We start from the raw sequence: 25,780 nt of genomic DNA on the forward strand, positions 1-25,780 counted from the left end.
CCACCCGGAACGATGCGGACGTCGAGGGTCTTTGCGGCGACGTCCACTCCACAGATGATCTGGGTCACGGTAACCTGCCTTGTGCGTGCGATGGGCGATCAGGCGACTGTCCGGTCGTGCGTGACAGTGGCGACGGTCCCAAAGCTCACCAGCGGTTGCAGCCAGAGGGGGCGCGGGAGCCGTCCGCCACGCGCGGGGACCGGCGGCCGCCGGTCCCCGCGCAGCCCTCATCACATCATCCAAAAGGGCCGGCTTCCAGATACAAGGGGGCGGCGCTGGATCAGGCTTCTTCGGAACCGCACCCTCACCCTCGCCCTGCGGGCTCGCTGCGTCCCCCTTGTCGGGGACGCAGCCCTCTCCCTGCACGCGGGGAGAGGGGTAGGGGCGATCGAAGATCGCGCAGGGTGGCTCGGCTTGAGGATTAATCTGAGCCGTTCAGCTTCCAGCGGCTCGGTACAGACGTCTTGCTGAGCCCGAGCCACCCTCACCCCCGGCCCCTCTCCCACTCGGGCTAGCGGATTCACAGAACGCGAAAAATACAGACCTGGCAGATGCTTACGTCGACACACGATGGTTTCGGGTGTGGCGCGGGGAACCCCTCTCCCATGCGGGAGAGGGGCAGGGGTGAGGGTCCAGGTGGTTCAGCCAGTATTCTGGAGTGTCCCGCTGCCAGCACGACTGTCTTCGCTTGATGACGGCACGGTCCGGGGCCCTCACCCCTAACCCTCTCCCGCACGGGAGAGGGGATCCCGCGGGTCTCCTCGGTTCCGTTCAAGCGACTGCGAAAGAAGCACTTTCTTGATGCCGGAAGGCGAAGTGTGAACACGCTAGCCCACTCGGGAGAGGGGAGAAGCGTCTGACATTTTCCCGGACAGGCATGCGCAAGCCGAGAGACCGCATGCTCACGCCCCGACGTTTCGATCGGCATGCCCGCGAAGGGGGCCTCACGCCTGTCGCGCCCCGTCAGTTGTCGAGGAAGCTCCGGAGCTTCCGCGACCGGCTCGGGTGCTTGAGCTTGCGCAGGGCCTTCGCCTCGATCTGGCGGATGCGCTCGCGGGTCACCGAGAATTGCTGGCCGACCTCCTCCAGGGTGTGGTCGGTGTTCATCCCGATGCCGAAGCGCATGCGCAGCACCCGCTCCTCGCGCGGCGTCAGCGAGGCCAGCACCCGCGTCGTCGTCTCGCGCAGGTTCGACTGGATCGCCGCGTCGATCGGCAGGACCACGTTCTTGTCCTCGATGAAGTCGCCGAGGTGGGAATCCTCCTCGTCGCCGATCGGCGTCTCGAGGGAGATCGGCTCCTTGGCGATCTTCAGGACCTTGCGCACCTTCTCCAGCGGCATCGCCAGCTTCTCGGCCAGCTCCTCCGGCGTCGGCTCGCGGCCGATCTCGTGCAGCATCTGCCGCGAGGTCCGGACGATCTTGTTGATCGTCTCGATCATGTGCACCGGGATGCGGATCGTGCGGGCCTGGTCGGCGATCGAGCGCGTGATCGCTTGCCGGATCCACCACGTGGCGTAGGTCGAGAACTTGTAGCCGCGCCGGTACTCGAACTTGTCCACGGCCTTCATCAGGCCGATGTTGCCCTCCTGGATCAGGTCCAGAAACTGCAGGCCGCGGTTCGTGTACTTCTTGGCGATCGAGATCACGAGACGCAGGTTCGCCTCGATCATCTCCTTCTTGGCCTGACGGGCTTCGCGCTCGCCCTTCTGGACCATGTGGACGATCTTCCGGTATTCCTGGATCTCCAGGCCGGTCTCGGAGGCGAGCGACAGGATCTGCTCGCGCAGGGTCCGGATCCCGTCGGCGCCGCGCTCGGTGAAGTTCTTCCAGCCCTTGCCGCCGAGCTTGCCGACGCGCTCCACCCAGTGCGGGTCGAGCTCCTGGCCCTGGTAGTGGCGCAGGAACTCGTCGCGGGAGACGCCGTGGCTCTCGGCGAGCCGCATCAGCCGGCCCTCCTGGGAGATCAGCCGCTTGTTGATGTCGTAGAGCTGCTCGACCAGCGCCTCGATGCGGTTGGAATTGAGCGAGAGCGACTTGACGTCGGCGACGATGCGGCTCTTGAGCTCGCCGTACTGCCGGGTCTGGCCCTCGTTCGCGCCGCTCCCCTGCAGGCGGGTCTCGGCCTGCTGGGCCTGCACCTGCCGCATCTTGCGGTAGTTCTCGGCGATCGAGTCGAAGGTCTCCAGCACGCGCGGCTTCAGCTCGGCCTCCATGGCCGAGAGCGAGACGTTGTTCTCGAGGTCGTCCTCGTCGCCCTCGCCCTCCGGCGGCGCCACCTCGCCCTCCGGTCCGTCGCCCTCGCTCTCCGCCTCGCCCTCGCCCTCGGCGGGCCCGGCGCGGCCGTCCGGCCCCGCATAGGTCGCTTCGAGGTCGATGATGTCGCGCAGCAGCACCCGGCCGTCGACGAGTTCGTCGCGCCAGATGATGATCGCCTGGAAGGTCAGCGGGCTCTCGCAGAGCCCCGCGATCATCGCCTCGCGCCCGGCCTCGATGCGCTTGGCGATCGCGATCTCGCCCTCGCGGGACAGGAGCTCCACCGAGCCCATCTCGCGCAGGTACATGCGCACGGGATCGTCCGTGCGGTCCGTCGGCTCCTTGGTGGTCTCGGCACGCAGCGCGACCGGACGGTTGGGGGCGACCTCGGCGACCTCGGTCCCCTCGCTCGCCTCCTCGTCGTCGGCCCCGGCCTCCCCGGCGGCGGCCGCGCCCTCGGCCTGGTTCTCGTCCGCCTCCTCGGCCTCGACGACGTTCACGCCCAGCTCCGAGAGCTGGCCCAGCACGTCCTCGATCTGCTCGGAGGTGAATTCCTCCTGCGGCAGCACCTCGTTGAGCTCGTCGTAGGTGACGTAGCCGCGCTTCTTGGCGAGCTTGATCATCCGCTTGACGGAGGCATCCGTCAGGTCGAGGAGCGGTCCGTCGGTCGTCTGCTCGGGGGCCGCTTCGGTCTCTTCTCGTTCCGTTGCCTTCGTCGCCATGATCAGCCTATGGTTCGATGCCGGCCCGCCCCGACGGGGTCAGACCCGCCTCGTCGACACCGTGATGTACGCACGGGCAGCGGAGCCACCGGCCCAGCCGCCCTTCGATCCCGTTCCGATTCTGCAAGCGAGACGCTTGACTTATTGCTAACTATCCCGGTTCGGGGTCCGAAGTCACGCGCCGCGCGTCAGAGGGACGCGGCGTCCGCGGTGTCCTCCGCCTCCGCTTCGGCGGCGGCTACCACGGCGAGGCGCTCCTTCACGTCGCAGAGCCACGCGAAATTGGCCTCCGTGTCCTCCTCGGCGAGCGCCCGCTCGGCCGCCCGGAGTTCGCTATGTAGAGACCCGGCCTTGCGGTGCAAGATCACGGCCTGCCTGAGCGCGTCTTCGAGACGCATCAGGTCGGCGTGCGGGTCGAGGGCCCAGCGGTCGCCGGGCCGCACCTGGGTGGCGATCCGGCCCGCCGCCGCCGCGAGCCCCGCCCGCTCCAGCCGCGCGTTGAGGCTCGCCGCATCGCCGACGCCTCCCTCCGCCGCGTGGTCGAGGAGCGCCTGGCGCAGGTCCTGGGCCTCCGCGCTCGTCAGGTCAAGGCCCGCCAGATCCTCCGCCTCACCGGCGAGCAGTTCGGGATGCACGATCAGGATCCCGATGATCATCGCCTCGCGGTGGGAGATCCCGCCCGCGAACAGGGACGAGCGGGCAAGCAGCGGGCTCGCCCGGGCGGTGAGCCGCGGCGAGGCGGGCCGCTCGGGCTGGCCGCGCCCGCGGGGCGCGAAGCCCCCCGCCGCGCCGGCCTGGAAGCCCGACCCCGGCGCGGCGGCGCGGCGCCCGCGGCCGCCCGCCTGCGGTCCGAGGCCCCGCAGCCGCGCCTCGATCTCGTCCCGGTAGTAGCGCTTGAGGGTCTCGTCGCGGATCTGGCCGACCAGCTCGCGCAGGCGCTGGGCGAGGCCGGCCCGCCGCTCCGGCGTGTCCACGGGCGCCATCTCGGTCTCGCGCGACCACAGCACCTCGACCATGGGGCGGGCGCCCTCCAGCACGCGGTCGAGGGCGACGGCGCCGCCCGAGCGCAGCAGGTCGTCCGGGTCTTGGCCCTCCGGCAGCAGCGCGAAGCGCAGGGACTTGCCCGGGACGAGGCCCGGCAGCGCCACGTCGAGGGCCCGGTAGGCGGCCCGGCGCCCGGCTCCGTCGCCGTCGAAGCAGAGGATCGGCTCGTCGGCCATGCGCCACAGGAGGCCGAGCTGGTCCTCGGTGAGCGCGGTGCCGAGCGGCGCCACGCTCTCCGGATGGCCGCCCATCGTCATGGCGATCACGTCGACGTAGCCCTCCACCGCGATCACCCGGCCGGTGTCGTGGGCGGCGCGGCGCGCGGCGTGGTGGTTGTAGAGCACCGAGCCCTTGTGAAAGAGCGGCGTCTCCGGGGAGTTGAGGTATTTGGGCTTGGCGTCGGGCGCGAGCGCCCGGCCCCCGAAGGCGATCACCCGCCCGCGCAGGTCCCGGATCGGGAAGGTGATGCGGTCGCGGAAATGGTCGTAGGGCACGGCGATGTCCTCGCCGCCCTTGAGGAGCCCGAGCTCGATCATCAGCTCGGCCGGCACGGAGCGGGCCGCCAGGTGGTCGCGCAGCGCGTAGCGCTCTGCCGGCGCGTAGCCGAGGCGGAAGGTGCGCTGCACCTCCTCGTCGAGGCCGCGCCGCGCGAGGTAGTCCCGCGCCCGCGCGCCGCCGCGCCCGGCGAGCTGCGCCTCGAAGAAGCTGGCCGCGATCTCCATCACCTCCAGGGCGCCGCGGCGGCGGTCCTCGCTGTCGCGGCTCTCGCGGCTCGGGGCCGGGAGGACCACGCCGGCCTCGCCCGCCAGCCGCTCCACCGCCTCCGGGAAGGACAGGCCCTCCGTCTCCTGCAGGAAGGTGAACACGTCGCCGTGCTTGCCCGACGAGAAGCAGTGGTAGAACTGCTTCTGGTCGTTCACGTAGAAGGAGGGGGTCTTCTCGGCGTTGAAGGGCGACAGGCCCTTCCACTCGCGGCCGGCCTTCTTCAGCCGCACCTTCCGGCCGACCACGTCCGAGACGGGCAGCCGGGCGCGGATCTCTTCCAGAAGGTGGGGCGGGTAGCGCACGCGATGGGTCCGGTCCGGGGGATCGCCCTTATAGCGCAAGCGGGGGTCAGGAGTCCTTAACGGTGTCCCGACCCGCCCCGCGCCGCCCGCGCCGGGCGCACCAGCGCGTCGAGGAAGTTGCGGATCTCGCGCCGTCGCCGGGGCGCCTCCAGCACCTCCTCGCCGAGCCCGAGGCGCCACGCGAGGTCCTGCCGCGAATCACCCTCCGCATGCAGCGTCTTCAGGCAATCCGCGTAGGCCGCGACCTCCCCCGCGTCGCGCGCGAGACCGGCCGCGACGACGCCCTCGGCGCTCAGCGCGAGCATCGCCGCGACCTCGTCGAGGTCGAGTTCGGGATGGTACTGCGTGCCCCAGAAGGCGCTGCGGCCGTAGGGCACGACGATCGCCTGGACGGCGAGCCGACCGTTGCCCGCCAGCACCGTGCTGCCGGGCGGGGGCGTGATCACGGCGTCGTCGTGGATCGCGGGCGCATCGTAGGCCGCCGGGCGTCCGGCCAGGAGCGGGTGGTCGCGCCCCTCCCCGGTCGGCGCGATGTTGCGGGCGAAGCCGTATTCCGGCCCGCGCGGGTTGCGGCCCGCCTCCCCGCCCGCCACGGCGGCCGCCACCTGCACGCCCCAGCACGACCCGAAGACCGGCACCCCCGCCTCCAGAGCCGCGCGCATGAGCGCGACCTGCCGCGCCACGGCGGGACCGCCCTCGGCGACGTGGAGGGTCGAGCCGGTGAAGACGACGCCGTCGTAGGTGTCGAGCGGCTCGGGCAGGTCCGCATCCGCATCGGCCGGCGCGACGAGGTCGCAGGCGGCCTCCGGCGCCAGCGCGCGCAGCACGCCCGCGTAGGTCTCGGCCGAGGTCTTGCCGCAGCGCGCCGCGTGCCGCTCCCGGCCCGCCCGCTCGTTCCCGTCCGCCACCAGCAGGCGCAGCATCGCCCCGTCCCCCCTCGCCGGTCCGGTCGCGTCCGGCATGGCGCAACCGCAGGGCAGGCGCCGCGTTCCGGCGCCAGAGCGTCGCGGGAGGCCTGCGCGATCGGACGGGCCGCTCCGGGAGGATTCGGGCCGACATCTCACGAGCGTCGTGGCCCGCCGGCGCCCGCTTCCGCTGATTCTCGCGCTAAATGCCTAAGAAGTATCACGAAAAATTCGGTTAAGAGCCCTTAAACCCGCCTCATTTAGGGTCTCTTCAGGACCCCTCGAGACCGATCGCCGCCTCGGGCGGGCCCTTGGCCGCCGCGGACGCTCGGGATCGGGACGGGTCCGGGAGTCGCGGGGGCAGGAGCAGATGGCGAAGGGACGCGGCGGCCGGGTCGAGCCGAAGTTCGACGCGCCCGAGGGGCGCCCGGATCCGGCCTCCCTCGACCTGCGGCTGACGCGCAGCGACCGGGCGGGGGCAGCCGTGGCACGACCGAGAGCCGCAGGGACCAGGAAGGCGCCCGCGCGCGGGCCCGCGCCGCGGCGGCGGCGCTCGCTCCTCGGGCGCCTCGTCTACGGCATGGTGATCCTCGGGGTCTGGGGCGTGATCGCGCTCGCCGGGATCGTGGCCTACCACGCCTCGCAGCTGCCCCCGATCGACCAGATCGCGGTGCCCAAGCGCCCGCCGAACATCGCGATCCTGGCGAGCGACGGCTCGCTGCTGGCCAATCGCGGCGAGACGGGCGGGCGCACCGTGTCGATCCGGGAATTGCCGCCCTACCTCCCGCGGGCCTTCGTGGCGATCGAGGATCGCCGCTTCTACCACCACCTGGGCATCGACCCGGTCGGCATCGCCCGGGCGCTGATGCGCAACCTGACCTCCCGCGGCGTGGCGCAGGGCGGCTCGACGCTGACCCAGCAGCTCGCCAAGAACATCTTCCTCACCCAGGAGCGCACCGCCTCGCGCAAGATCCAGGAGGCGATCCTCGCCCTGTGGCTGGAGCACAAGTACACGAAGGACGAGATCCTCGAACTCTACCTCAACCGCGTCTATTTCGGCGCGGGCGCCTACGGGGTGGAGGCGGCGGCGCAGCGCTACTTCGCCAAGCCCGCCAAGGAGGTGACCCTGGCCGAGGCGGCCATGCTCGGCGGCCTGGTCCAGGCACCCTCGCGGCTGGCGCCCAACCGCAACCTCCCGGCGGCCCAGGCCCGCGCCGCGCAGGTGCTCGCCGCCATGCAGGAGCTCGGCTTCGCCAAGCCCCAGGACGTGAAGCTCGCCCTCGACAAGCCCGCCAAGCCCAACCGCCCGGCGGGCGGCGGCTCGGCCAATTACGTGGCCGATCTCGTGATGGACGTGCTCGACGATTACGTCGGCACGATCGAGAGCGACGTCACCGTCTCGACCACCGTGGACCCCGCCCTGCAGTCCCTGGCCGAGAAGGCCCTGGTGGACGAGCTCAACCAGAAGGGCGCCCGCTACAACGTTTCGCAGGGGGCGGTGGTCGCGATGCGCCCGGACGGGGCGATCCGCGCCCTCGTCGGCGGGCGCGACTACGCGCAGAGCCAGTTCAACCGCGCCACCAGCGCCAAGCGGCAGCCCGGCTCCTCCTTCAAGCCCTTCGTCTACCTCGCCGCGATGGAGCGGGGCCTCACCCCGGACACCGTGCGGGAGGATTCACCCGTCAACATCAAGGGATGGAACCCGGAGAATTACAGCCGCAGCTACGCGGGTCCGGTCACGCTGCGCGACGCGCTCGCCCATTCCCTCAACACCGTCGCGGTCAAGCTCGGGATGGAGGTGGGGCCGAAGGCGGTGGTGCAGACCGCCCAGCGGCTCGGCATCACCTCGCCGCTCCAGGCCAACGCCTCGATCGCGCTCGGCACCTCCGAGGTGACCCCCCTGGAGATGGTCGGCGCCTACGCGGCTTTCGCCAATGGCGGCACCGGGGTGATCCCCTACGTGATCGCCAGCGTGAAGGGCGCGGACGGGAAGGTGATCTACAAGCGCAGCCCCGCCGGGCTCGGCCGGGTGATCGACCCGAACGCGGTCGGCATGATGAACGCGATGCTGCACGAGGTCTTCGTGAGCGGCACCGCCAAGAAGGGCGACATCCCGGGCGTCGACCTCGGCGGCAAGACCGGCACGACGCAGGATTACCGCGATGCCTGGATGGTGGGCTTCTCCACGACGCTGGTCACCGGGGTATGGCTCGGCAACGACGACAACGAGGCCACGAAGCGGGTCAGCGGCGGCAACCTGCCGGTCGAGATCTGGAACCGCTTCATGACCACGGCCCTGCGCAATGACAAGACCGGCCCGCTGCCCGGGGCGGCCCGATGGCGCCGCGGTGCCGCCGTGGCCTCGGCCGCGCCGGAGCAGGGTCTTGGCGAGGTGCTGGGCGGCCTCTTCGGCGATCCCCCGCCCCCGCCGCGGCCCGTGCCGCAGACGCGCTCGGCGCCGAGCCGCGAGGACCGCAACTTCCTGGAGCGGCTGTTCGGCGTCGGAGATTGAGGGTCGTCCGACGAAGGCCGGGCCCTGTCGCCGACTGACGTGTGGGGGCTATCCGGACCGTCGGAGAGAGTGTCTCGATCCCGCCGAGGCACGCACTTTACAAGAGTTCATGTCGGCCAAGGGCTCCCGCGTCATCGTCCGTCTAGACAGACGGTGGATAGCCGCAGCATCAGACTCCGCTGATGGAAGCAGAACCACCTCCTCATGCTGAGGTGCGACCGGAGGGAGCCTCGAAGCACAGCTGGACAGCCTGTCCAATCAGCCCTCTCGGATCCATGGTCAGGGGTGCTTCGAGGCTGCTGCGCAGCACCTCAGCACGAGGAATGTCCTGCTTTTCAAATCCCTTCGTCGATGATCTGACGACGACGATGTCTGCAGACGTAACCCACGCGGCAGAGGGGTGAAGCGCCTCGCCTCGTCTCCGGACCGTCGCGCCCTTCGCCGAGAACGGCCGGGGGCGGACGGGGTCATGGCAGGCCATCCGACTCCGCGCAGCGAAAGACAAAAACCGGGATATTCAAGCAAAGCCGATTGCCGAACTATCCCGGACCCCGATCTCCCCGGTTATTCCAACGTGACTAAAAAGTCACGAACAGTCTCCGCGCGACGCTGATCATGCCCTGGATCGGCGATCGTGTGCAAGTCGCCCTGGGTCGGGATTGCGGCGCAACGGCCAAGTTCGCTATCCCGGGTCGCGACAACGGCCCGTCACGGATGGGCAACGATTCTCGGGGCGGGGACGATGACGGCGATGCGGCGCGGATTACTGGTCACGACGATCCTGGTGCCGGTCGCCGCGGTCGCGCTCGCCGGCCGGGCGGCCGCGCAGGGCGACACGATCGCCCTGGAGCAGATCGACGTGGTCCCGGTTACCCCGGTGGCGGGCGCGGGCGGCGTCGCCCGCGGCGAGGGCGGCGCCCCGGTCGCGTCCGGCGGCGCGCTGCCGCTCGCCAAGGTGCCGTTCACGGTCGAGACCGTCTCGGCCCGCAAGCTGGAACAGGACCGCGCCACCCTCGACCCGACCTTCACGCTCGCGCGCACCACGCCGGGCGTCAGCCTCTCGGACGGCCAGGGCAACAGTTTCCGCCAGACTCTGACCTATCGCGGCTTCGACGCCTCGCCGCTCCAGGGCGCGCCGCAGGGCCTCGCCGTCTACCAGAACGGCACCCGCATCAACGAGGCCTTCGGGGACGTGGTGAACTGGGACCTGATCCCGTCCGTCGCCATCAACCGCATCGACATCGTCACCGGCAACCCGCTCTTCGGCCTCAACGCGCTCGGCGGCGCGGTCAACATCGAGATGAAGAACGGCTTCACCTGGCAGGGCAAGGAGGTCTCGGTGATGGGCGGCTCGGACGGCCGCATCCTCGGCACCCTGCAATACGGCGAGGTGGTCGGCCCCTGGAGCTTCTACTTCGCCGGCGAGGGGCTGAAGGACGACGGCTGGCGCTTTAAGTCGCCCTCCGAGATCGGCCGGGTCTACGCCGATCTCGGCTATCGCAGCCCCGATTCCGAGTTCCACGTCATCGCCTCGGGCGCCAAGACCTTCTTCGGCGCGGCGGCGGCGACGCCTGTCGACCTCAGCCACGCCAACGAGCGGGCGATCTTCACCAACCCGCAGACCACCGACACCGAGGTCGGCCAGCTCCAGCTCACCGGCCGCGTGAGCGTCACGCCGACCTGGGACCTCTCCGGCAACGCCTACATCCGGCGGCTCAGCCAATCCTACATCGACGGCAACGACGGCAACTTCGAGAATTGCAGCCGTCAGGGCAACTTCCGCGGCTTCCTGTGCTTCCAGGATGACGCCTTCAACGCCTTCGCGCCGCCGGCCGGCACCGCCGCGCGTCGCGCCTACGCCAACCAGTTCACGATCGTCGGGCCGAACGGCCAACCGATCCCCTTCAGGGCGAACATCCCTTACGGCACCCTCGACACGGTGCGGACCGAGGCCACGGGCTACGGCGGCTCGCTGCAGGCCACCAACCGTGACCGCATCCTCGACCACACCAACACGTTCATCGTCGGCGGCAGCATTGACGCGGCCGATTACAGCTTCAAGTCGGCGAGCATGCTCGGCGTGATCAACCCCGACCTGAGCATCACCACCAACCCGAACAACCCGATCTACGGGCTGATCCCGGGTCTCGGCACCGGGCCGATCCGCACCGCCGGCGCGATCGGCCTCGCGCCGAGCAACGTCATCGGCTCCAACCTCTACATGGGCCTGTTCGCCCTCGACACCTTCGACGTCACCGACCAGCTCTCGCTCACGGCCGGGGCGCGCCTGAACTTCGCGCGCATCACCACGCAGGACCAGTCGGGCCTGGCGCCGGACATCACCGGCACCCACTACTACAACCGCATCAACCCGGTGGCGGGCCTGACCTACCGGTTCTTTCCCTGGCTGACCCTCTACGGCGGCTACTCGGAATCGAACCGGGCGCCGACGCCGCTCGAACTCTCCTGCGCCAGCCCGACCCAGCCCTGCCTGCTGCCGAACTCGCTGGTGGCCGACCCGCCCCTCAAGCAGGTCGAGGCGCGCACCTACGAGGCGGGCATCCGCGGCTCCGTGCCGGACGTGTTCGAGGGCGGGGTGTTCACCTACAAGCTCGGCGCCTTCCGCACCGATCTCACCAACGACATCCTGTCGGTTGCTGTGCCCGGCAATGCGGCGCGCGGCTACTACGTGAACGTGCCGGCCACTCAGCGCCAGGGCATCGAGGTCGCCGGCGAGTACACCAACGGCCGCCTCAGCCTCTACGCCAACTACGCGCTGATCGACGCCACCTTCCAGTTCAACGGCCAGCTTCGCTCTCCAAACAACCCGCTTGCGAACGACGATGGGACGATCACCATCCGGCCCGGCAATAAGGTGCCGCTGGTGCCCGAGCACCAGATCAAGGCCGGCTTCGAGGTCGCGATCACGCCCGAGTGGAAGCTCGGGATGAACGTCGCCGCCTACTCCTCCTCGTACTTCCGCGGCGACGAGTCGAACCTGAACCGCAAGCTGCCGCCCTACGCGCTCGTGAACCTCACCACCAGCTACCAGCTGACCAAGGAGGTCCAGCTCTTCGGGCTGATCACCAACCTGACCAACACGCGGGTGGCGAATTTCGGCACCTTCATCCAGCCGAACGCGAGTTTCGCCAATACCTACGCGCTCAACGACCCGCGCTCGACGACCCTGATCCAGCCGCTCTCGGTCTATGGCGGCCTGCGCGTAACCTGGTAGGACGCGACCCGGGGCGCCGTCCCTCGCCCGGTGCCGCCCCGCCCTCGCTGGTGGCGCCGGGTCCGGCGCCGTATCATCGCGCATGCTTCCCGAGGCAGCTCTCCCCGCTCCCGCCCGCCGCTGGCCGCCCCTCTGGTCGGGGCGGCCGATGCGCGCGCGCCTGATGGTCGTGGCGGCCCTCATCCACCTCGCGGCGGCGGCCGTGTCGGGCGCGGTGATCATCGTCAAGGCCAGGACGGCGACGCAGGTCGAGACCGCGGCCTCGATCGCCGTGGTGGAACCCCTGGTGGCGGAGACGCTCCAGATGATGCCGGGCACGCCCACGCCCGGCGTCTTCCGGGTGCTCGGCCTGCGCTTCCAGGCCCTGCGCCACGTGAGGGTCCGCCTCCTCGACGCGGCCAACGCGCCGGTCGGGGACGCCCCGGGCACGCTGCGCGAGGGCGGGCGGCGGGCGCCGCGCTGGTTCGCGCGGCTGATCGCCCCGCCGGTCCTGCGCCACGAAGTCCCGCTCGTCCATGACGGGCAGCGCATCGGCACGGCGATCGTCGTCACCGAGCCGTCCGACGAGATCGACGAGGTCTGGGGCTACGCCACGGCGCTCGCCCTCACCGGCGCCGCCCTCGGCCTCGCCATGCTGGGGACGCTGTTCCTGGCCTTCGGCCGCCTGCTGCGGCCCCTGGAGAACCTCGCCGAAGGGCTGATCCGCCTGGAGCAGCAGGACTACACCCCGCGCCTCGACCGGCCGGACACCCGCGAATTGGCGGTGATCGCCGCCCGCTTCAACCGCCTCGCCGAGGCCCTGGGGGCGGCCCGGGAGGCCAACCGCCGGCTCAACCGGCAATTGTTGACCGCCCAGGACGACGAGCGGCGCCGCACCGCCCTGGAACTGCACGACGAGTTCGGCCCCTGCCTGTTCGCGCTGGAGGCCAACTCGGCCTCCATCGCCCGCATCGCCGGGACGCTCGACGCGGCGACGGGCGCCCGTCTGCGGCAGCGCACCGACGACATCGCGGCGATCGTCAGGCGCGTGCAGGTCATCAACCGGGGCCTGCTGAGCCGGCTGCGGCCGGCCGGGCTCGGGCAGGCGCCCCTCGGCGCCTGCCTCGACCTGCTCCTGCGGGATCTCGGCCGCCACAACCCGGATACCGCGATCGAGGGCCGATTCGAGGGACTTGCCCCCGACTACGGCGACCTCATCGACCTCACCGCCTATCGCTGCGTCCAGGAGGGGGTGACGAACGCGCTGCGGCACGCGCGGGCAACCCGCATCACCGTCGAGGCCGCCGAGGGGGCGGGGGCGCTGCGGATCCGGGTCGCGGATGACGGGATCGGCCTCGGCGCCGGGCCGGGGCCCGGGCGCGGCCTGGCGGGCATGCGCGAGCGCGTCGAGGCGCTCGGCGGCAGCCTCGCGCTCGAACCCGCGGGCGCGCCCGGCGGCACCGTCCTGGCGGTCGCGATCCCGCTCGATCAGGAGAACGCGCCCGCCTCGCCGGGTCCGGAGGCGCTGAGCGCGTGACCGCCATCCTCGTCATCGACGACCATCCGATCGTGCTGCAGGGGTGCCGCCGCCTGCTGGCGGAGGCCGGGGCGGAGGTCCTCGTCGCCGCGGATCTCACCTCCGGCTACCGCGCTCTGCTCCGGCACCGTCCCGCCGTCGCGGTGATCGACCTCGCCTTCCCGGCGGGCGACCTCGCCGGCCTCGCCCTGGTGCGGCGGATCGCGGCGCGCCGGCTGCCCACCCGCGTCCTGGTCTTCAGCATGCACGCGGATCCGGCGGTGATCGCCCGGGCGCTGGAGGCGGGGGCGCGCGGCTACGTCCTCAAGGACGCCCCCGCCGGCGACCTCGTCCAGGCGGTGGAGCGGGTGCGGGCCGGGCGGCCCTACCTCGATCCCTCCCTAGCGGCCGAGGTGGCCGTCCTGCGCCGGGATCCGGCGCGCGCGGCCGTGCTGGACCTCACGGCGCGGGAGCGGCGCATCCTGGCGCTCCTCGCCGCGGGACGCGCCTATCCGGCGATCGCGGCCGACCTCGCGGTGAGCTACAAGACCGTGACCAACGCCTGCGCGGCCCTGCGCCGCCGCCTCGGCCTCGGGACCCTGACCGAACTCACCCACTTCGCCGTCAAGCACGCCCGCGACCTCGCCTGAGCGGGTCCGCGCCGCGTCCGGGATCACGCCACCCGCGGGCTGCGCGCGGCCCGCGCGAGCCAGCGCTCGGCCGCCGGGGCGGGGAGCGGCGCGCCGAGGAGAGGGCCCTGGCCCAGCGCGCAGCCGAGCGCCCGCAGCCCTTCCCGCTGCGCCTCGGTCTCGACCCCGTCCGCGATGACGTCGATGGAGAGGCCCGCGCAGAACCGCAGGATCGCGTCGAGCACCGCCCGGTCGAGGGCCGAGGCCGGGAAGCGGCCGACCAGCGTCCGGTCGAGCTTCACCGCGTCGACCGGGTCGCTGCGCAGGCGGCCGAGGACCCCCGCCACGCTCGCCGAGGCATCGAGGACGACCCGGATGCCGCAGGCGCGCAGCCGCGCCAGCACCTCGCGGATCGGCCCGGGATCGCCCTTGTGGAAGAGATCCTCGGCGACCTCGATCTCGATGGCGCCGGGCTGGAGGCCCTGGCGCCCGAGACGTCCGGCCAGATCCTCGGCGAAACGGGGAGCCCGCAGCTGCGGCGCGCAGGCGGGCAGCGCCACGCGCGCGTTGCGGTGGCCCGCCCGCGCCCAGAGCTGGGCCTGCTGGAGCGCGCCGTCGAGGATCCAGGCCGCGATCCGCGCGCTGAGCGCGGGTTCGGAGGCGGCGGCCGCCAGGGGGTCGGCGCCGGACGGGCCGCCGAGCCGCGCCACCGCCGCGAAGCTCACGAAGCCGCCGTCGCCGAGGCGCAGGCGCGGCTCGTACAGGAGCGCGATGCGCTTGTCGCCGAGCGCCGCCGCGGCCTCGGCGGCGGCCGCGGCCTGCCGGTCGCCCGAGCTGCGCATCTCGGGCGTGAAGCTCCGGAAGGTGTTCTTGCCGGCGGCCTTGGCGGCGTAGAGGGCGAGGTCGGCCCGCACGAACAGTTCGGCGCTCCCGCAGCCCTCCGCGCGGGCGATCCCGACCGATGCGCCGAGATGGAAGCTGTGGGCGCCGAGTTCCATCGGCACCGCGAGCGCCCGAAGGATCCGCCCGGCCACCCGCTCGGAGGTGTCGGCCCCGGTCGACGGGCCGAGCAGGACCGCGAACTCGTCCCCGCCGATCCGCGAGACGAGGTCCCCCTCCCCGCAGAGGCCGCGAAGACGGTTCGCGACCTCGATCAGGCAGGCATCGCCCGCGGCGTGCCCGAACGTGTCGTTGATCGGCTTGAAGCCGTCGAGATCGACGAGCAGCAGCGCCGCGACGTCGGCCTCGCCCTCCTGGTCGAGGCGCTCGAGGCGGGCCTGGAACAGGCCCCGGTTGGCGAGCCCGGTCAGCACGTCCGTCTCGGCGAGGAAGCGCGTGCGCTCCCACAATTCCCGCTCGGCGGTGATGTCCTGCTTCGTCCCGAAGATCCGCACCCGCCGTGGGCCGTCGCACTCCACGCTTCCAGTGAGCCGCATCCAGCGCCGGTTGCCCCGGGCCGTGACGATCTCGGCGTCGAGGGAGAACTCGCCGCCCTCGGCGATGGCCCGGGCGCGGGCGGTCTCCATGGCCGCCAGGGAGGCGGGCGCGTAGTGGCGGACGATCTCCGCCCGCGTGACCGCATCCGCGCGCGGCAGCTCGAACAGGTCGTAGACGGCGTCGCTCCAGCGCAGGTCCTGGGTGGCGAGGTCGCACTCCCAGACGCCGATCCCGGCCACCGCGCAGGCCCGGTCGAGAAGGCGCTGCCGGTCGAGGGCGTCGGTCTCGGCGCGCTGCCGCAGCAGCGCCGCGGCGAGGCGGCCGATCCCGTCGAGATCCGCCCGGTCGGCGCGGCCGAAGGGCCGGGCCCGGCGCCCGAGCAGGGACAGGACGGCGCCGGCCGGTTCGCCGAGGGGCACGCCCGCGTAGAAGCCGAGCCGCCGCGCGCGCATCGCCGCCGCGGCGGCGCCGGTCGGGTCGCGATCGGCGTCCGACACGACGAGCATGCCGCCGCCCGCGAGGGCTTGCGGAGCGAGGCTCCGCGCGGCGCCGGCCAGATCCTCCCCGCTCCCCGCCCGGGTGGCGGCGACCGGCGCGCTGCCCGGGAGCGTCAGGACGGCGCCGGACACGCGGAAGCGGCCGCGCGCCAGCCGCAGGAGATCGGCGATCTGCGCCTCATTCCGGCCGTCGCGCGCCGTCGCCGCGGGGGCGGCCTCGCCAGGAGGGGTTTCGTCCATCGTCTCGGAGCTGCTCCGGGCCCATGCCGCTGCTTCGAGCTACGCGCAACGAAGTTAAAGGACAATGAAACCGCGCTCGTGTCACAATCGAGCTCGGCTCCCACGCGGGTCCTGCGGCGGGCCGGACCGCCCGGAAAGCTGGGTCAATCGCCGATTGTTCGAGGGCAGTGCTTGGTTGCGCGACCCGGCCACGGCCTAGAGCCGGCGCAGGGCGACGCTCTCGATCCGGTGGCTGGCGCCCTTCGCGAGGATCAGGCTGGCGCGCTGGCGGGTGGGGACGATGTTCTCGCGCAGGTTCGGCAGGTTGATGCGCGACCATAGGGAATCCGCGATGCCGATCGCCTCCTCCTCGGTCACCTCCGCGTATTTGCGGAAGTAGGAGAGCGGGTCGCGGAACGCGGTGTGGCGCAGGCGCAGGAAGCGGTTCACGTACCAGCGGTGCAGGTCGTCCTCGTGGGCGTCGAGATAGACCGAGAAGTCGAAATAGTCGGACACGAACGGGATGGCGGTGCCGTCCCGCGGCAGCCGTGCGGGCTGCAGCACGTTCAGCCCCTCGACGATCAGGATGTCGGGCCGGTCGACCACCGTCGTCTCGCCGGGCACCACGTCGTAGACGAGGTGCGAGTAGAGCGGGGCCGCCACGTGGCGCTTGCCGGCCTTGATGTCGGCGAGGAAGCGCAGCAGGGTCGGGGTGTCGTAGCTCTCCGGGAAGCCCTTCCGCTCCATGTAGCCGAGGCGGTCGAGTTCCGCGTTCGGCAGCAGGAAGCCGTCGGTGGTGACGAGATCGACCTTGGGCGTGTTGGGCCAGCGCGCCAGCAGCGCCTTCAGCACGCGCGCCGTCGTCGACTTGCCCACCGCCACCGACCCGGCGACCCCGATGATGTAGGGCACCTTCACCTCGCGCTCGGCGAGCAGGAAGCGCTGCGTGGCCTTGAACAGCCCCTGCGTGGCCGCGACGTAGAGCGAGAGCAGCCGCGAGAGCGGCAGGTAGATCGCGATCACCTCCTCGAGGGAGATCGGATCGTTGAGCGACTGGAGGCGCAGCACCTCCTCGGCGGTGAGCGTGAGCGGCGTGTCGGCGCGCAGCCGCGCCCATTCCTCGCGGGTGAAGACGCGGTAGGGCGAGAGGTGGTCGGTCGCCTCGTCGAGGCTCCGGGCGAGCGCGGGCCGCTCGGGCGGGGATGCGTCCGGGGCGGCGCGGACCTCGCTCACGCCGGCCTCCGGGACGCCTTCTCGGCGAGGCCGCCCTGCGCCGTGCGCCGCTCCAGCTCCGCCATCACCTCCTCCAGCGCGACCCCGCCCCCGGCGAGCACCACCAGGAGATGATAGAGCACGTCGGCGGCCTCCGCGGCGAGCCCCGCCCGGTCTCCCTGCACAGCCGCGATCGCCGCCTCGACCGCCTCCTCGCCGAGCTTCTTGGCCGCCTTGGCCGGACCGGCGGCGATGAGCTTGGCGGTGTAGGAATCCTCGGGCGACGCGGCGGCGCGGCTGCGGACGATCCGGTCGAGATCGGCGAGGGAGAAGGTCGTCATCGGGCCTATCGGGTCGGAACCCGGCCGGAACCGGCCGGTCCGCGAGCCTTGGGCCGGCGCCTCGGCGGGGTCAAGCGCAGCCGGCGAAGATGTCCCGCGCCGGGGCGGGCGGCCGGCCCGTCAGGGATCGAGCCGCATCGCGAGCCCCGCGGCCGCCATGTGGGCCTTGGCCTGCGCCACGGTCGCCTCGCCGAAATGGAAGATCGAGGCGGCCAGCACCGCGCTGGCGTGCCCCTCCGCCACCCCGGCGACGAGGTCGTCGAGTCCGCCCACGCCCCCCGAGGCGATCACCGGCACGCCGACCGCATCCGCGATGGCGCGCGTCAGGCCGAGGTCGTAGCCCGACCGCATCCCGTCCCGGTCCATCGAGGTGACGAGGAGTTCCCCGGCTCCCCGATCCGTCACCCTGCGGGCGAAGCCCACGGCGTCGATCCCGGTGGCGCGGCGCCCGCCATGGGTGAAGATCTCCCAGCGCGGGGCCTCGCCTTCGCCCGAGACGCGCTTGGCGTCGATCGCCACCACGATGCACTGGGCGCCGAACTTCTCGGCCGCCTCGGCCACGAAGTCCGGGTTGTTGACCGCCGCGGTGTTGATCGAGACCTTGTCGGCCCCCGCCAGCAGCAGGGCGCGGATGTCCTCGACGCTGCGCACGCCGCCGCCCACGGTGAGCGGCATGAAGCAGGCTTCCGCCGTGCGCCGGACCACGTCGAGCAGGATGCCCCGGGCCTCGTGGCTCGCCGTGATGTCGAGGAAGCAGAGCTCGTCGGCGCCGGCCGCGTCGTAGGCCTTGGCGGCCTCGACCGGATCGCCGGCGTCGCGCAGTTCGAGGAACTGGACGCCCTTGACGACGCGGCCGTCCTTGACGTCGAGGCAGGGGATGACGCGGTTCTTGAGCACGAAACCATCACTCGAAGCTGTAGGGGCGAGACATCATCTCGTCCCGCGTGAACGGCGATTGGGCCGGAAAGGCCGCCTCCGCCAACCCGGTCTCGGCGATCGCCTCGATGCGGGCGTGGCGGTAGGCCCGTTCCGCGGCCTCGTCGAGGCGCGGCCTCAGGCCAGGATTATCCTTCACCACCTCGGCGGCATGCAGGCGGTGCGTCGCGATCGAGATCGCCCAACTGCGGCTGCGGTGGTTGGGCTGATACTCCCACTTCAGCATGTGAAGTAGGATCAATCGGTAGAAGCTCACCAGGCGATTGAATTCCGTTCGGGCCAAGCTCTCGATCTCCTCGGCCAGGTTCTCGCGGTCGAGGGCGGAGAGGTCGCCCGCGCGCAGCAGCGCCGCCTGCTCCATGGCCCAGCTGTAGAGATCGTCGTCGTAGGCGGCGCGGGCGCGCGCCGCCAGGGGGGCTGCTACCGTCATGCTCGGCTCCTCGCGGGCGAGCCTATCACGCTCCCGGATCCCGCGCCTCCTCGGCCCGGCGGATCGCCGCCAGGGCCTCGCGGGGGTCGATGCGCCCATCGTACAGGGCGCGGCCCGTGATGGCGCCCGCGAGCAGCGCGCAGTCGGGCTCCAGCAGGCGGTGCACGTCGGCGATCGAGGCGAGGCCGCCCGAAGCGATGACCGGGATGCTCACGGCCTGCGCCAGCGCCAGGGTCATCGGGATGTTGAGGCCCTTGAGCACGCCGTCGCGGGCGATGTCGGTGTAGATCAGCGCGGCGACGCCCGCATCCTCGAAGCGGCGGCCGAGCTCCTCGGCCGTCACCGTCGAGGTCTTGGCCCAGCCCTCCACCGCGACCTTGCCGTCCTTGGCGTCGATGCCCACCGCGATCTTGCCGGGGAAGCGCCGGGCCGCCTCGCGCACGAAGGCCGGGTCGCGCACCGCGGCGGTGCCGATGATCACCCGGCTCACGCCCTTGGCGAGCCAGCCCTCGACGGTGCGCATCTCGCGGATGCCGCCGCCGAGCTGCACCGGGATCGTCACCGCCGCGAGGATCGCGTCCACCGCCGCGGCGTTCATCGGCGCGCCCGCGAAGGCGCCGTCGAGGTCGACCACGTGCAGCCAGGAGAAGCCCTGCTCGACGAAGGTGGCGGCCTGGGCGGCGGGATCGTCGCTGAAGACGATCGCCTGGGCCATGTCGCCCTGCACGAGGCGGACGCAGCGCCCCTCCTTGAGATCGATGGCCGGAAACAGGATCACGCGCGTCACCGCGGGCTGGAGGATCGGGGTCGGCGGCTCAGGGCCGCCAGCGCAGGAAATTGGCGATCAGCGCGAGGCCGAGCCGCTGGCTCTTCTCGGGGTGGAACTGCGTGCCCGCCACGTTGCCGCGGGTGACGATCGCCGTCACCGGGCCCCCGTAGTCGCTCGTCGCGACGACGTCGTCCTCCTCGCGCGGGGCGAGCGCGTAGCTGTGCACGAAGTAGGCGTGCAGACCGCCCTCCCCGGTCGGAATGCCGTCGAGGAGCGGCGTCGCGCGCCGGGCCTGGAGGGTGTTCCAGCCCATATGCGGGACCTTCAGCGCCGGATCGGAGGGCGTGATCGGCGCCACGTCGCCCGGCACCCAACCGAGTCCCTCGGTGACCTGGTACTCAAGTCCGCGGGAGGCGAGGAGTTGCATCCCGACGCAGATGCCGAGGAAGGGGCGGCCGCGCGCCTGCGCCGCCTCGGTCATGGCCGCGACGAGGCCCGGCACGGCGTCGAGGCCGCGCCGGCAATCCGCGAAGGCGCCGACGCCCGGCAGCACGACCCGCTCGGACCGGGCGACCACGTCGGGATCCGAGGTCACGGCGATGCGCGCGTCGTCGAGGCCCGCCTCCCGCGCCGCCCGCTCGAAGGCCTTGGCGGCGGAGTGCAGGTTCCCCGACCCGTAATCGATGATGGCAACGGTTCCGGCAGTCACCGGATCTTCTCCTGATGGACGAGGCCCGAACCGGCTCGTCGCGAAAGCGGCGTCGTCGTCGGCGAGGCCCGGTCAGCGGCGGGTATCCGCCTCGGGAAAGAGGCCCAGGGCCGGGCTGTCGGTGCGGGCGTAGGCGGGCATCCGCGGCGGCTGGGCCGGGTTCGCGGGCGCGTGGCGGTGCAGCCAGCGGGCGACGAGCTTCACCTCCGCCTCGCCGGTATCGGCGGCCGTGACGGCGTCGCGGATCGGCCTTCCGCGCCGCTCATAGGTCCAGCGGCGCAGGGACGAGGCTTCGAGGCCGATCAGGATCGACAGGAGCAGCGTCACCAGGGTGCCGGCGAGCGGGTTGAGGCCGAGCGCCAGCCCCGCCCCCCAGGCGGCCGCCTCCGCGGCCAGCACCAGGAGCCCGGCGAGCCAGAGCCGGTGCCAGAAGAACCACAGGGCCGTGAAGGCGAAGGCCGCCCAGATGAAGCGGTCCGGCACCAGCTTGGCGCGGTCGAGGGCGTCCGGCGCGCCGGGATCGACCTCGTCGGGCAGGTGCAGCGTGTAGGTCGGCATCAAGGCCTCCTGGGCTCGGGTCCTCGGACGGGGCGATCCGTCAGAGCGAGCCCTTGGTCGAGGGGACCCGGTCCCCCTCCCGGGGATCGAGCGACACCGCGTGGCGCAGGGCGCGGGCCAGCCCCTTGTAGCAGCTCTCGGCGATGTGGTGCTGGTTCTCCCCGTAGAGGGTCTCCACGTGGAGCGTGATCCCGGCATTGATCGCGAAGGCCTGGAACCACTCGCGCACGAGTTCGGTGTCGAAGGCGCCGATCTTCTCGCGGGCGAAGGCGGTGCGGAAGACCAGGAAGGGCCGCCCCGAGATGTCGACCGCGACCCGCGTCAGGGTCTCGTCCATCGGCATGTGCAGGTCGGCGTAGCGGCGGATGCCGCGCTTCGACCCCAGGGCCTGCGCGAAGGCCTGGCCGAGCGCGATGCCCGCATCCTCGGTGGTGTGGTGCTGGTCCACGTGCAGGTCGCCCGTGACCGTGACGTCGAGGTCGAACAGCGCGTGCCGGGCGAACAGTTCCAGCATGTGGTCGAGGAAGCCGACGCCGGTCGCGATCGATGCACGGCCGCTGCCGTCGAGATCGAGGGCGACGCTCACGTCAGTCTCGGCGGTCCGCCGGCTGACCCGGCCGGTCCGGGGGGAGGTGTCGGTCATCGCGCGTTCGAAGAGAGGAGCCGGCTGCCTTTTAACCGGGCAGCCGGAGAGAGGCCAGGGAAGAGTCATCCGGTTTCCGGTGGATCGCGTCGCGACGCGGAAACCGGATCAGGCCGCCAGCACGCGACCCGCGACGGCGTCGAGCTTGGCCATCAGGGCGCGGTCGCGGTGCTCGGGCGGCGTGATGATGGCCCCGTCGAGCGCCCGGTCAGAGCGCGCCGGGCAGGGCTCGTGCTCGGCCGGGAAATCGCGGGCGAGGCGGCTCACCAGGCGGGCCGCCCGGTCGGCGTTGGCGCGGGCGACCGCGATCACCGCCGAGACCTCGACGACCTCGTGCTCCGGGTGCCAGCAATCGAAATCCGTCACCATCGCGATGGTCGCGTAGGTGATCTCCGCCTCCCGGGCGAGCTTGGCCTCGGGCATGTTGGTCATGCCGATCACGTCGTAGCCGGCGTTCTTGTAGGTGAGCGACTCGGCGTAGGTGGAGAATTGCGGCCCCTCCATGCAGACGTAGGTGCCGTTCTTGCGCACGGCGATCTCCTCGTCCTTCGCGGCCGCCAGGATGCGGGCCTGCAGGGCCGGTCCGACCGGGTGGGCCATCGAGACGTGGGCGACGCAGCCATCCCCGAAGAAGGACGAGGCGCGACCGTGGGTCCGGTCGACGAACTGGTCCACCAGCACGAACAGGCCGGGATAGAGTTCCTGCCGGAAGGAGCCGCAGGCGGAGAGCGAGACGAGGTCGGTGACGCCCGCCCGCTTCAGCGCGTCGATGTTGGCCCGGTAGTTGATGCCCGAGGGCGAGAGCCGGTGCCCGCGCCCGTGCCGGGCGAGGAACACCACCTCGGTCCCGCCGATGCGCCCGAACCGCAGGGCGTCGGAGGGCTCGCCCCAGGGCGAGGCGACCCGCTCCTCGCGAAGGTCCTCTAGTCCGGGCAGGTCGTAGACCCCCGACCCGCCGATCACCCCCAGCACCGCCTTCGCCATGGTCGTCTCCCGCGCGTTCCCGAAACGAAAAGAGGCCCCTCGCGGGGCCTCTTCAAGGAGCGTGCCGCCCTCAGCCCGCCTTGTGGAGTTCGGGCTGAAGGCCGTGCACCTCGCCGCCGACATCGGCCCAGACCTTCTTCTTCACGTAGTAGAAGAGGCCGGCCAGCACCATCAGGAACAGGATGGCGCGCAGACCCAGGGCCTTGCGGGCCACGAGGTGCGGCTCGGCCGTCCACATCAGGAAGGCGGTGACGTCGCGGGTGTACTGGTCGAGCGTCTCGGGCACCACCGGATTGCCGTCCGGACCCTTGGCGTAGGTGACTTGCCCGTCGCTGAGCGGCTTGGGCATCGCGATGATGTTGCCCGGGTAGTACTTGTTGTAGTGGCCGCCATCCGGCACCTGCACGCCCTCGGGCGGGTTCTCCTCGTAGCCGTTGAGGAGGCCGTGGATGTAGTCCGGACCCTGCTCGGTGTAGCCCACGAAGGGCAGCCAATCGATCAGGAACCACAGGCCGCCGCGGCTGAAGGTGCGGGCCTTGGCCATCAGGGAGAGGTCCGGCGGGGCCTTGCCGCCATTGGCGACGGCCGCGGCCTGCTCGTTGGGGAACGGCGCCGGAAACTTGTCCGCCGGGCGGCCGGGCCGCTCGAACATCTCGCCCTGGTCGTTGGGGCCGTCCTTGACCTTGTACTCGGCGGCCAGCGCCTTGACCTGGGATTCCGAGAAGCCCGGGCCACCCTCCTCCGCGAGGTCGCGGAAGTGCATGAAGTTCATGCTGTGGCAGTTCGAGCAAACCTCGCGGTAGACCTGGTAGCCCCGCTGCAGCTGCGCCTCGTCGAAGGTGCCGAACACGCCCGAGAAGGTCCATGTCTCGCGCGGGGGAAGGCTGCCGTGCTCCTCGGCGAGGGCGGCGGTGCAGGGCAGGAGCGCGGCGAAAGCGGCCGCCACGAGAGCGCGTGTTCTGGTCATTCCCTCGATGCCCCTTGCGGCGTCGTCGTGTGGGTGTGAGGGCGGGCCGCGGCGACGCGGCCCGCCGTGAGGATCAGCCCTTGGTGTGCGGGGCGGCGGCGGCGCCGGCCGGCAGGCCGGAGGAGCCGACCTGCTGGCCCGGGCCGGTGACGCTCTCCAGGATCGAGCCCGGCAGGGGCTTGGGCGTCTCGAACAGGCCCACCAGCGGCATCACCAGCAGGAAGTGGGCGAAGTAGTAGACCGTGGCGATGCGCGCCGCGATCACGTAGCCCCCCTCCGGCGGCTTGCCGCCGAGCCAGCCCAGCAGGAAGCAGCAGAAGATGAACACCCAGAAGAACTGCCGGTAGATCGGCCGGTAGTTCGCCGAGCGCACCCGCGAGGTGTCCAGCCAGGGCGCGAAGGCCAGGATGATCACCGCGCCGAACATCAGGATCACGCCGCCGAGCTTGTCCGGCACCGCGCGCAGGATGGCGTAGAACGGCAGGAAGTACCATTCGGGCACGATGTGCGCGGGCGTCACGCCCGGATTCGCCGGGATGTAGTTGTCGGCGTGGCCGAGGTAGTTCGGCTGCAGGAAGATCCAGTAGGCGAAGAAGATGAAGAACACGACCACCGCGAAGACGTCCTTGATCGTCGCGTAGGGCGTGAAAGGCACCGCGTCCTTGCCGGACTTGATCGGGATGCCGGTCGGGTTGTTCTGGCCGGTGACGTGCAGCGCCCAGACGTGCAGGACGACCACGCCGGCGATCATGAACGGCAGCAGGTAGTGCAGCGAGAAGAAGCGGTTGATGGTCGGGTTGCCGACCGAGTAGCCGCCCCAGAGCAGGGTCTGGACCGTGTCGCCGACGATCGGGATCGCCGCCAGGATGTTGGTGATCACGGTGGCGCCCCAGAACGACATCTGGCCCCAGGGCAGCGTGTAGCCGAGGAAGGCGGTCGCCATCATCAGGAGGTAGATGATCACGCCGAGGATGTAGAGCACCTCGCGCGGGGCCTTATAGGACCCGTAGTAGAGGTTGCGGAACATGTGCACGTAGACCGCGATGAAGAACATCGAGGCGCCGTTGGCGTGCATGTAGCGCAGCAGCCAGCCGAAATTCACGTCGCGCATGATATGCTCGACGGAGTTGAAGGCCTCGGTGGCCGAGGGTTGGTAGTGCATGGCGAGCCAGACCCCGGTCAGGATCTGGGAGGCCAGCATGACGATCAGGATCGCCCCGAAGGTCCAGAAGTAGTTCAGGTTGCGGGGGACCGGGAAGGCGACGAAGGAGGAGTGGACGAGGCCGACGATCGGCAGCCGCGCTTCGAACCACTTCGCCAGGCGGCTCTTGGGCACGTAGGTCGTGGCGTGTGCGCTCATGGGATGGCCCGCTTCTTGGTTCGGGGCACCCTCCCCCGGGCTCGCGGCGCCCGGTCCGAGGATGCGGCAGAGTCTCTGGCCGGTGGCCGGCGGTTCAGGCAGTGGCGCCCTCGCCGATGCGCACCTTGGTGTCGCCTTGGAAGGCGTAGGGCGGGATCGGCAGGTTGATCGGGGCGGGGCCGCGGCGCACCCGGCCGACCGCGTCGAACTGCGAGCCGTGGCAGGGGCAGGCCCAACCCTCGAAGTTGCCCTGGTGGCCGATCGGCACGCAGCCGAGATGCGTGCAATTGCCGTAGGTCACGAGCCACTGGTCGTGGCCCTGCTTGACCCGGCCGTAGAAGGGCGCGGGGTCGGAGAGGTCGGTGAGCGGCACCGCCTTCATGTCGGTGATCTCCTTGTCGGAGAGCCGGCGCACGAAGATCAGCTTGCCGCGCCAGAACACGTTGACGATCTGACCGACCCCGATCGGCGACAGGTCGACGTCGATGGGCGCGCCGGCCGCGATGGTCTCGGCATCGGGCTTCATCGAGGCGATGAACGGCCAGGCCAGGGCGGCGGCGCCCACCACGGCGCCCGCCCCCGTGGCGAGGAACATGAAGTCCCGACGGGTCGACCCGTGCGGATGGGCGGCGTCAGAGGGGGCGACGGTGGTGGCCAAGTTCCGGCTCTCCCGAGAAGCGTGAACGGCGGGGATCCGCCGGACGGGAACCGCCGCTCACGGATCAGATTCCTGAGGATGGACCCGAGGCGACGCCCCGGGCCGTGCGGACCGAAGCACCAGCGCTCGGGCGCGGGCAATGCGACCGGGCGTCGCCCGCGCGGCCGCTCTCTGCCACGCTTCTAATCTGCGCGCCA

General features: G+C 71.4%; 20 protein-coding genes. 4 read left to right on the forward strand and 16 right to left on the reverse strand.

All coding sequences use genetic code 11. The features are described 5' to 3' along the window. Positions 1-963 precede the first annotated feature (963 nt). From rpoD to ACW9J6_RS31765, 3 genes are all read right to left on the reverse strand, one after another. Positions 964-2,976: an RNA polymerase sigma factor RpoD gene (gene rpoD, locus ACW9J6_RS31755; protein ID WP_457120319.1), complete on the reverse strand. Its 2,013-nt coding sequence runs from the start codon at positions 2,974-2,976 to the stop codon at positions 964-966. 188 nt (positions 2,977-3,164) lie between these two features. Next, positions 3,165-5,087, reverse strand: coding sequence for a DNA primase (dnaG, locus tag ACW9J6_RS31760; protein ID WP_457120320.1), 1,923 nt, complete (start codon positions 5,085-5,087; stop codon positions 3,165-3,167). A gap of 56 nt (positions 5,088-5,143) precedes the next feature. Next, positions 5,144-6,010, reverse strand: a complete 867-nt coding sequence (locus ACW9J6_RS31765; RefSeq protein ID WP_457120356.1) for a type 1 glutamine amidotransferase — start codon at positions 6,008-6,010, stop codon at positions 5,144-5,146. Positions 6,011-6,362: 352 nt separating this feature from the next. On the opposite strand from ACW9J6_RS31765, the gene ACW9J6_RS31770 reads away from it, so the two are divergent. The 4 genes from ACW9J6_RS31770 to ACW9J6_RS31785 all read left to right on the forward strand — a co-directional run bounded on the left by ACW9J6_RS31770 (position 6,363) and on the right by ACW9J6_RS31785 (position 13,884). Beyond that, positions 6,363-8,504: a transglycosylase domain-containing protein gene (locus tag ACW9J6_RS31770; RefSeq protein ID WP_457120321.1), complete on the forward strand. Its 2,142-nt coding sequence runs from the start codon at positions 6,363-6,365 to the stop codon at positions 8,502-8,504. Between the two features lie 742 nt (positions 8,505-9,246). After that, positions 9,247-11,739 (forward strand): TonB-dependent receptor, encoded by a 2,493-nt coding sequence (locus tag ACW9J6_RS31775; protein ID WP_457120322.1) that lies wholly within the window; start codon positions 9,247-9,249, stop codon positions 11,737-11,739. A gap of 148 nt (positions 11,740-11,887) precedes the next feature. Next, positions 11,888-13,255, forward strand: coding sequence for an ATP-binding protein (locus tag ACW9J6_RS31780; protein ID WP_457120323.1), 1,368 nt, complete (start codon positions 11,888-11,890; stop codon positions 13,253-13,255). Beyond that, positions 13,252-13,884 (forward strand): response regulator transcription factor, encoded by a 633-nt coding sequence (locus ACW9J6_RS31785; RefSeq protein WP_457120324.1) that lies wholly within the window; start codon positions 13,252-13,254, stop codon positions 13,882-13,884. Before ACW9J6_RS31780 ends, ACW9J6_RS31785 begins: the two co-directional genes overlap by 4 nt. Before the next feature lie 23 nt (positions 13,885-13,907). Here the strand turns inward: ACW9J6_RS31785 and ACW9J6_RS31790 are convergent, their stop codons facing one another. From ACW9J6_RS31790 to petA, 13 genes are all read right to left on the reverse strand, one after another. Further along, positions 13,908-16,037 carry a putative bifunctional diguanylate cyclase/phosphodiesterase gene (locus tag ACW9J6_RS31790; protein WP_457120325.1) on the reverse strand — a complete coding sequence of 710 codons (2,130 nt, stop codon included), beginning with the start codon at positions 16,035-16,037 and terminating at the stop codon, positions 13,908-13,910. Positions 16,038-16,232: 195 nt separating this feature from the next. Then, the gene (gene coaA, locus ACW9J6_RS31795; RefSeq protein WP_457120326.1) at positions 16,233-17,249 is read right to left on the reverse strand and encodes a type I pantothenate kinase; all 1,017 of its coding nucleotides are present in this window, start codon (positions 17,247-17,249) and stop codon (positions 16,233-16,235) included. Next, the gene (locus ACW9J6_RS31800; RefSeq protein WP_457120327.1) at positions 17,246-17,569 is read right to left on the reverse strand and encodes a phosphoribosyl-ATP diphosphatase; all 324 of its coding nucleotides are present in this window, start codon (positions 17,567-17,569) and stop codon (positions 17,246-17,248) included. Before ACW9J6_RS31800 ends, coaA begins: the two co-directional genes overlap by 4 nt. 120 nt (positions 17,570-17,689) lie before the next feature. Continuing rightward, positions 17,690-18,466 (reverse strand): imidazole glycerol phosphate synthase subunit HisF, encoded by a 777-nt coding sequence (hisF, locus tag ACW9J6_RS31805; protein ID WP_457120328.1) that lies wholly within the window; start codon positions 18,464-18,466, stop codon positions 17,690-17,692. Positions 18,467-18,473: 7 nt separating this feature from the next. Further along, a complete protein-coding gene (locus ACW9J6_RS31810; RefSeq protein WP_457120329.1) occupies positions 18,474-18,935 on the reverse strand; it encodes a DUF29 domain-containing protein in 462 nt (153 codons plus the stop codon). A gap of 25 nt (positions 18,936-18,960) precedes the next feature. Further along, entirely contained in the window at positions 18,961-19,722 is a 762-nt protein-coding gene (gene hisA / locus ACW9J6_RS31815; RefSeq protein ID WP_457120330.1) for a 1-(5-phosphoribosyl)-5-[(5-phosphoribosylamino)methylideneamino]imidazole-4-carboxamide isomerase, read from the reverse strand. 28 nt (positions 19,723-19,750) lie between these two features. After that, positions 19,751-20,413 (reverse strand): imidazole glycerol phosphate synthase subunit HisH, encoded by a 663-nt coding sequence (gene hisH, locus ACW9J6_RS31820; RefSeq protein WP_457120331.1) that lies wholly within the window; start codon positions 20,411-20,413, stop codon positions 19,751-19,753. 72 nt (positions 20,414-20,485) lie between these two features. Further along, complete coding sequence (locus ACW9J6_RS31825) at positions 20,486-20,971, reverse strand: DUF2628 domain-containing protein (RefSeq protein WP_457120332.1); 486 nt, start codon at positions 20,969-20,971, stop codon at positions 20,486-20,488. A gap of 40 nt (positions 20,972-21,011) precedes the next feature. Beyond that, positions 21,012-21,614, reverse strand: a complete 603-nt coding sequence (gene hisB, locus ACW9J6_RS31830; protein ID WP_457120333.1) for an imidazoleglycerol-phosphate dehydratase HisB — start codon at positions 21,612-21,614, stop codon at positions 21,012-21,014. 108 nt (positions 21,615-21,722) lie between these two features. Beyond that, a complete protein-coding gene (locus ACW9J6_RS31835; RefSeq protein WP_457120334.1) occupies positions 21,723-22,598 on the reverse strand; it encodes an S-methyl-5'-thioadenosine phosphorylase in 876 nt (291 codons plus the stop codon). A gap of 70 nt (positions 22,599-22,668) precedes the next feature. After that, the gene (locus ACW9J6_RS31840; RefSeq protein WP_457120335.1) at positions 22,669-23,565 is read right to left on the reverse strand and encodes a cytochrome c1; all 897 of its coding nucleotides are present in this window, start codon (positions 23,563-23,565) and stop codon (positions 22,669-22,671) included. A 73-nt stretch (positions 23,566-23,638) separates the two neighbouring features. Next, positions 23,639-24,925, reverse strand: a complete 1,287-nt coding sequence (locus tag ACW9J6_RS31845; protein WP_457120336.1) for a cytochrome b — start codon at positions 24,923-24,925, stop codon at positions 23,639-23,641. A 94-nt stretch (positions 24,926-25,019) separates the two neighbouring features. After that, positions 25,020-25,583, reverse strand: a complete 564-nt coding sequence (gene petA / locus ACW9J6_RS31850) for a ubiquinol-cytochrome c reductase iron-sulfur subunit (protein ID WP_457120337.1) — start codon at positions 25,581-25,583, stop codon at positions 25,020-25,022. Positions 25,584-25,780 lie beyond the last annotated feature (197 nt).

This window comes from Methylobacterium sp. JK268, from assembly GCF_054052225.1.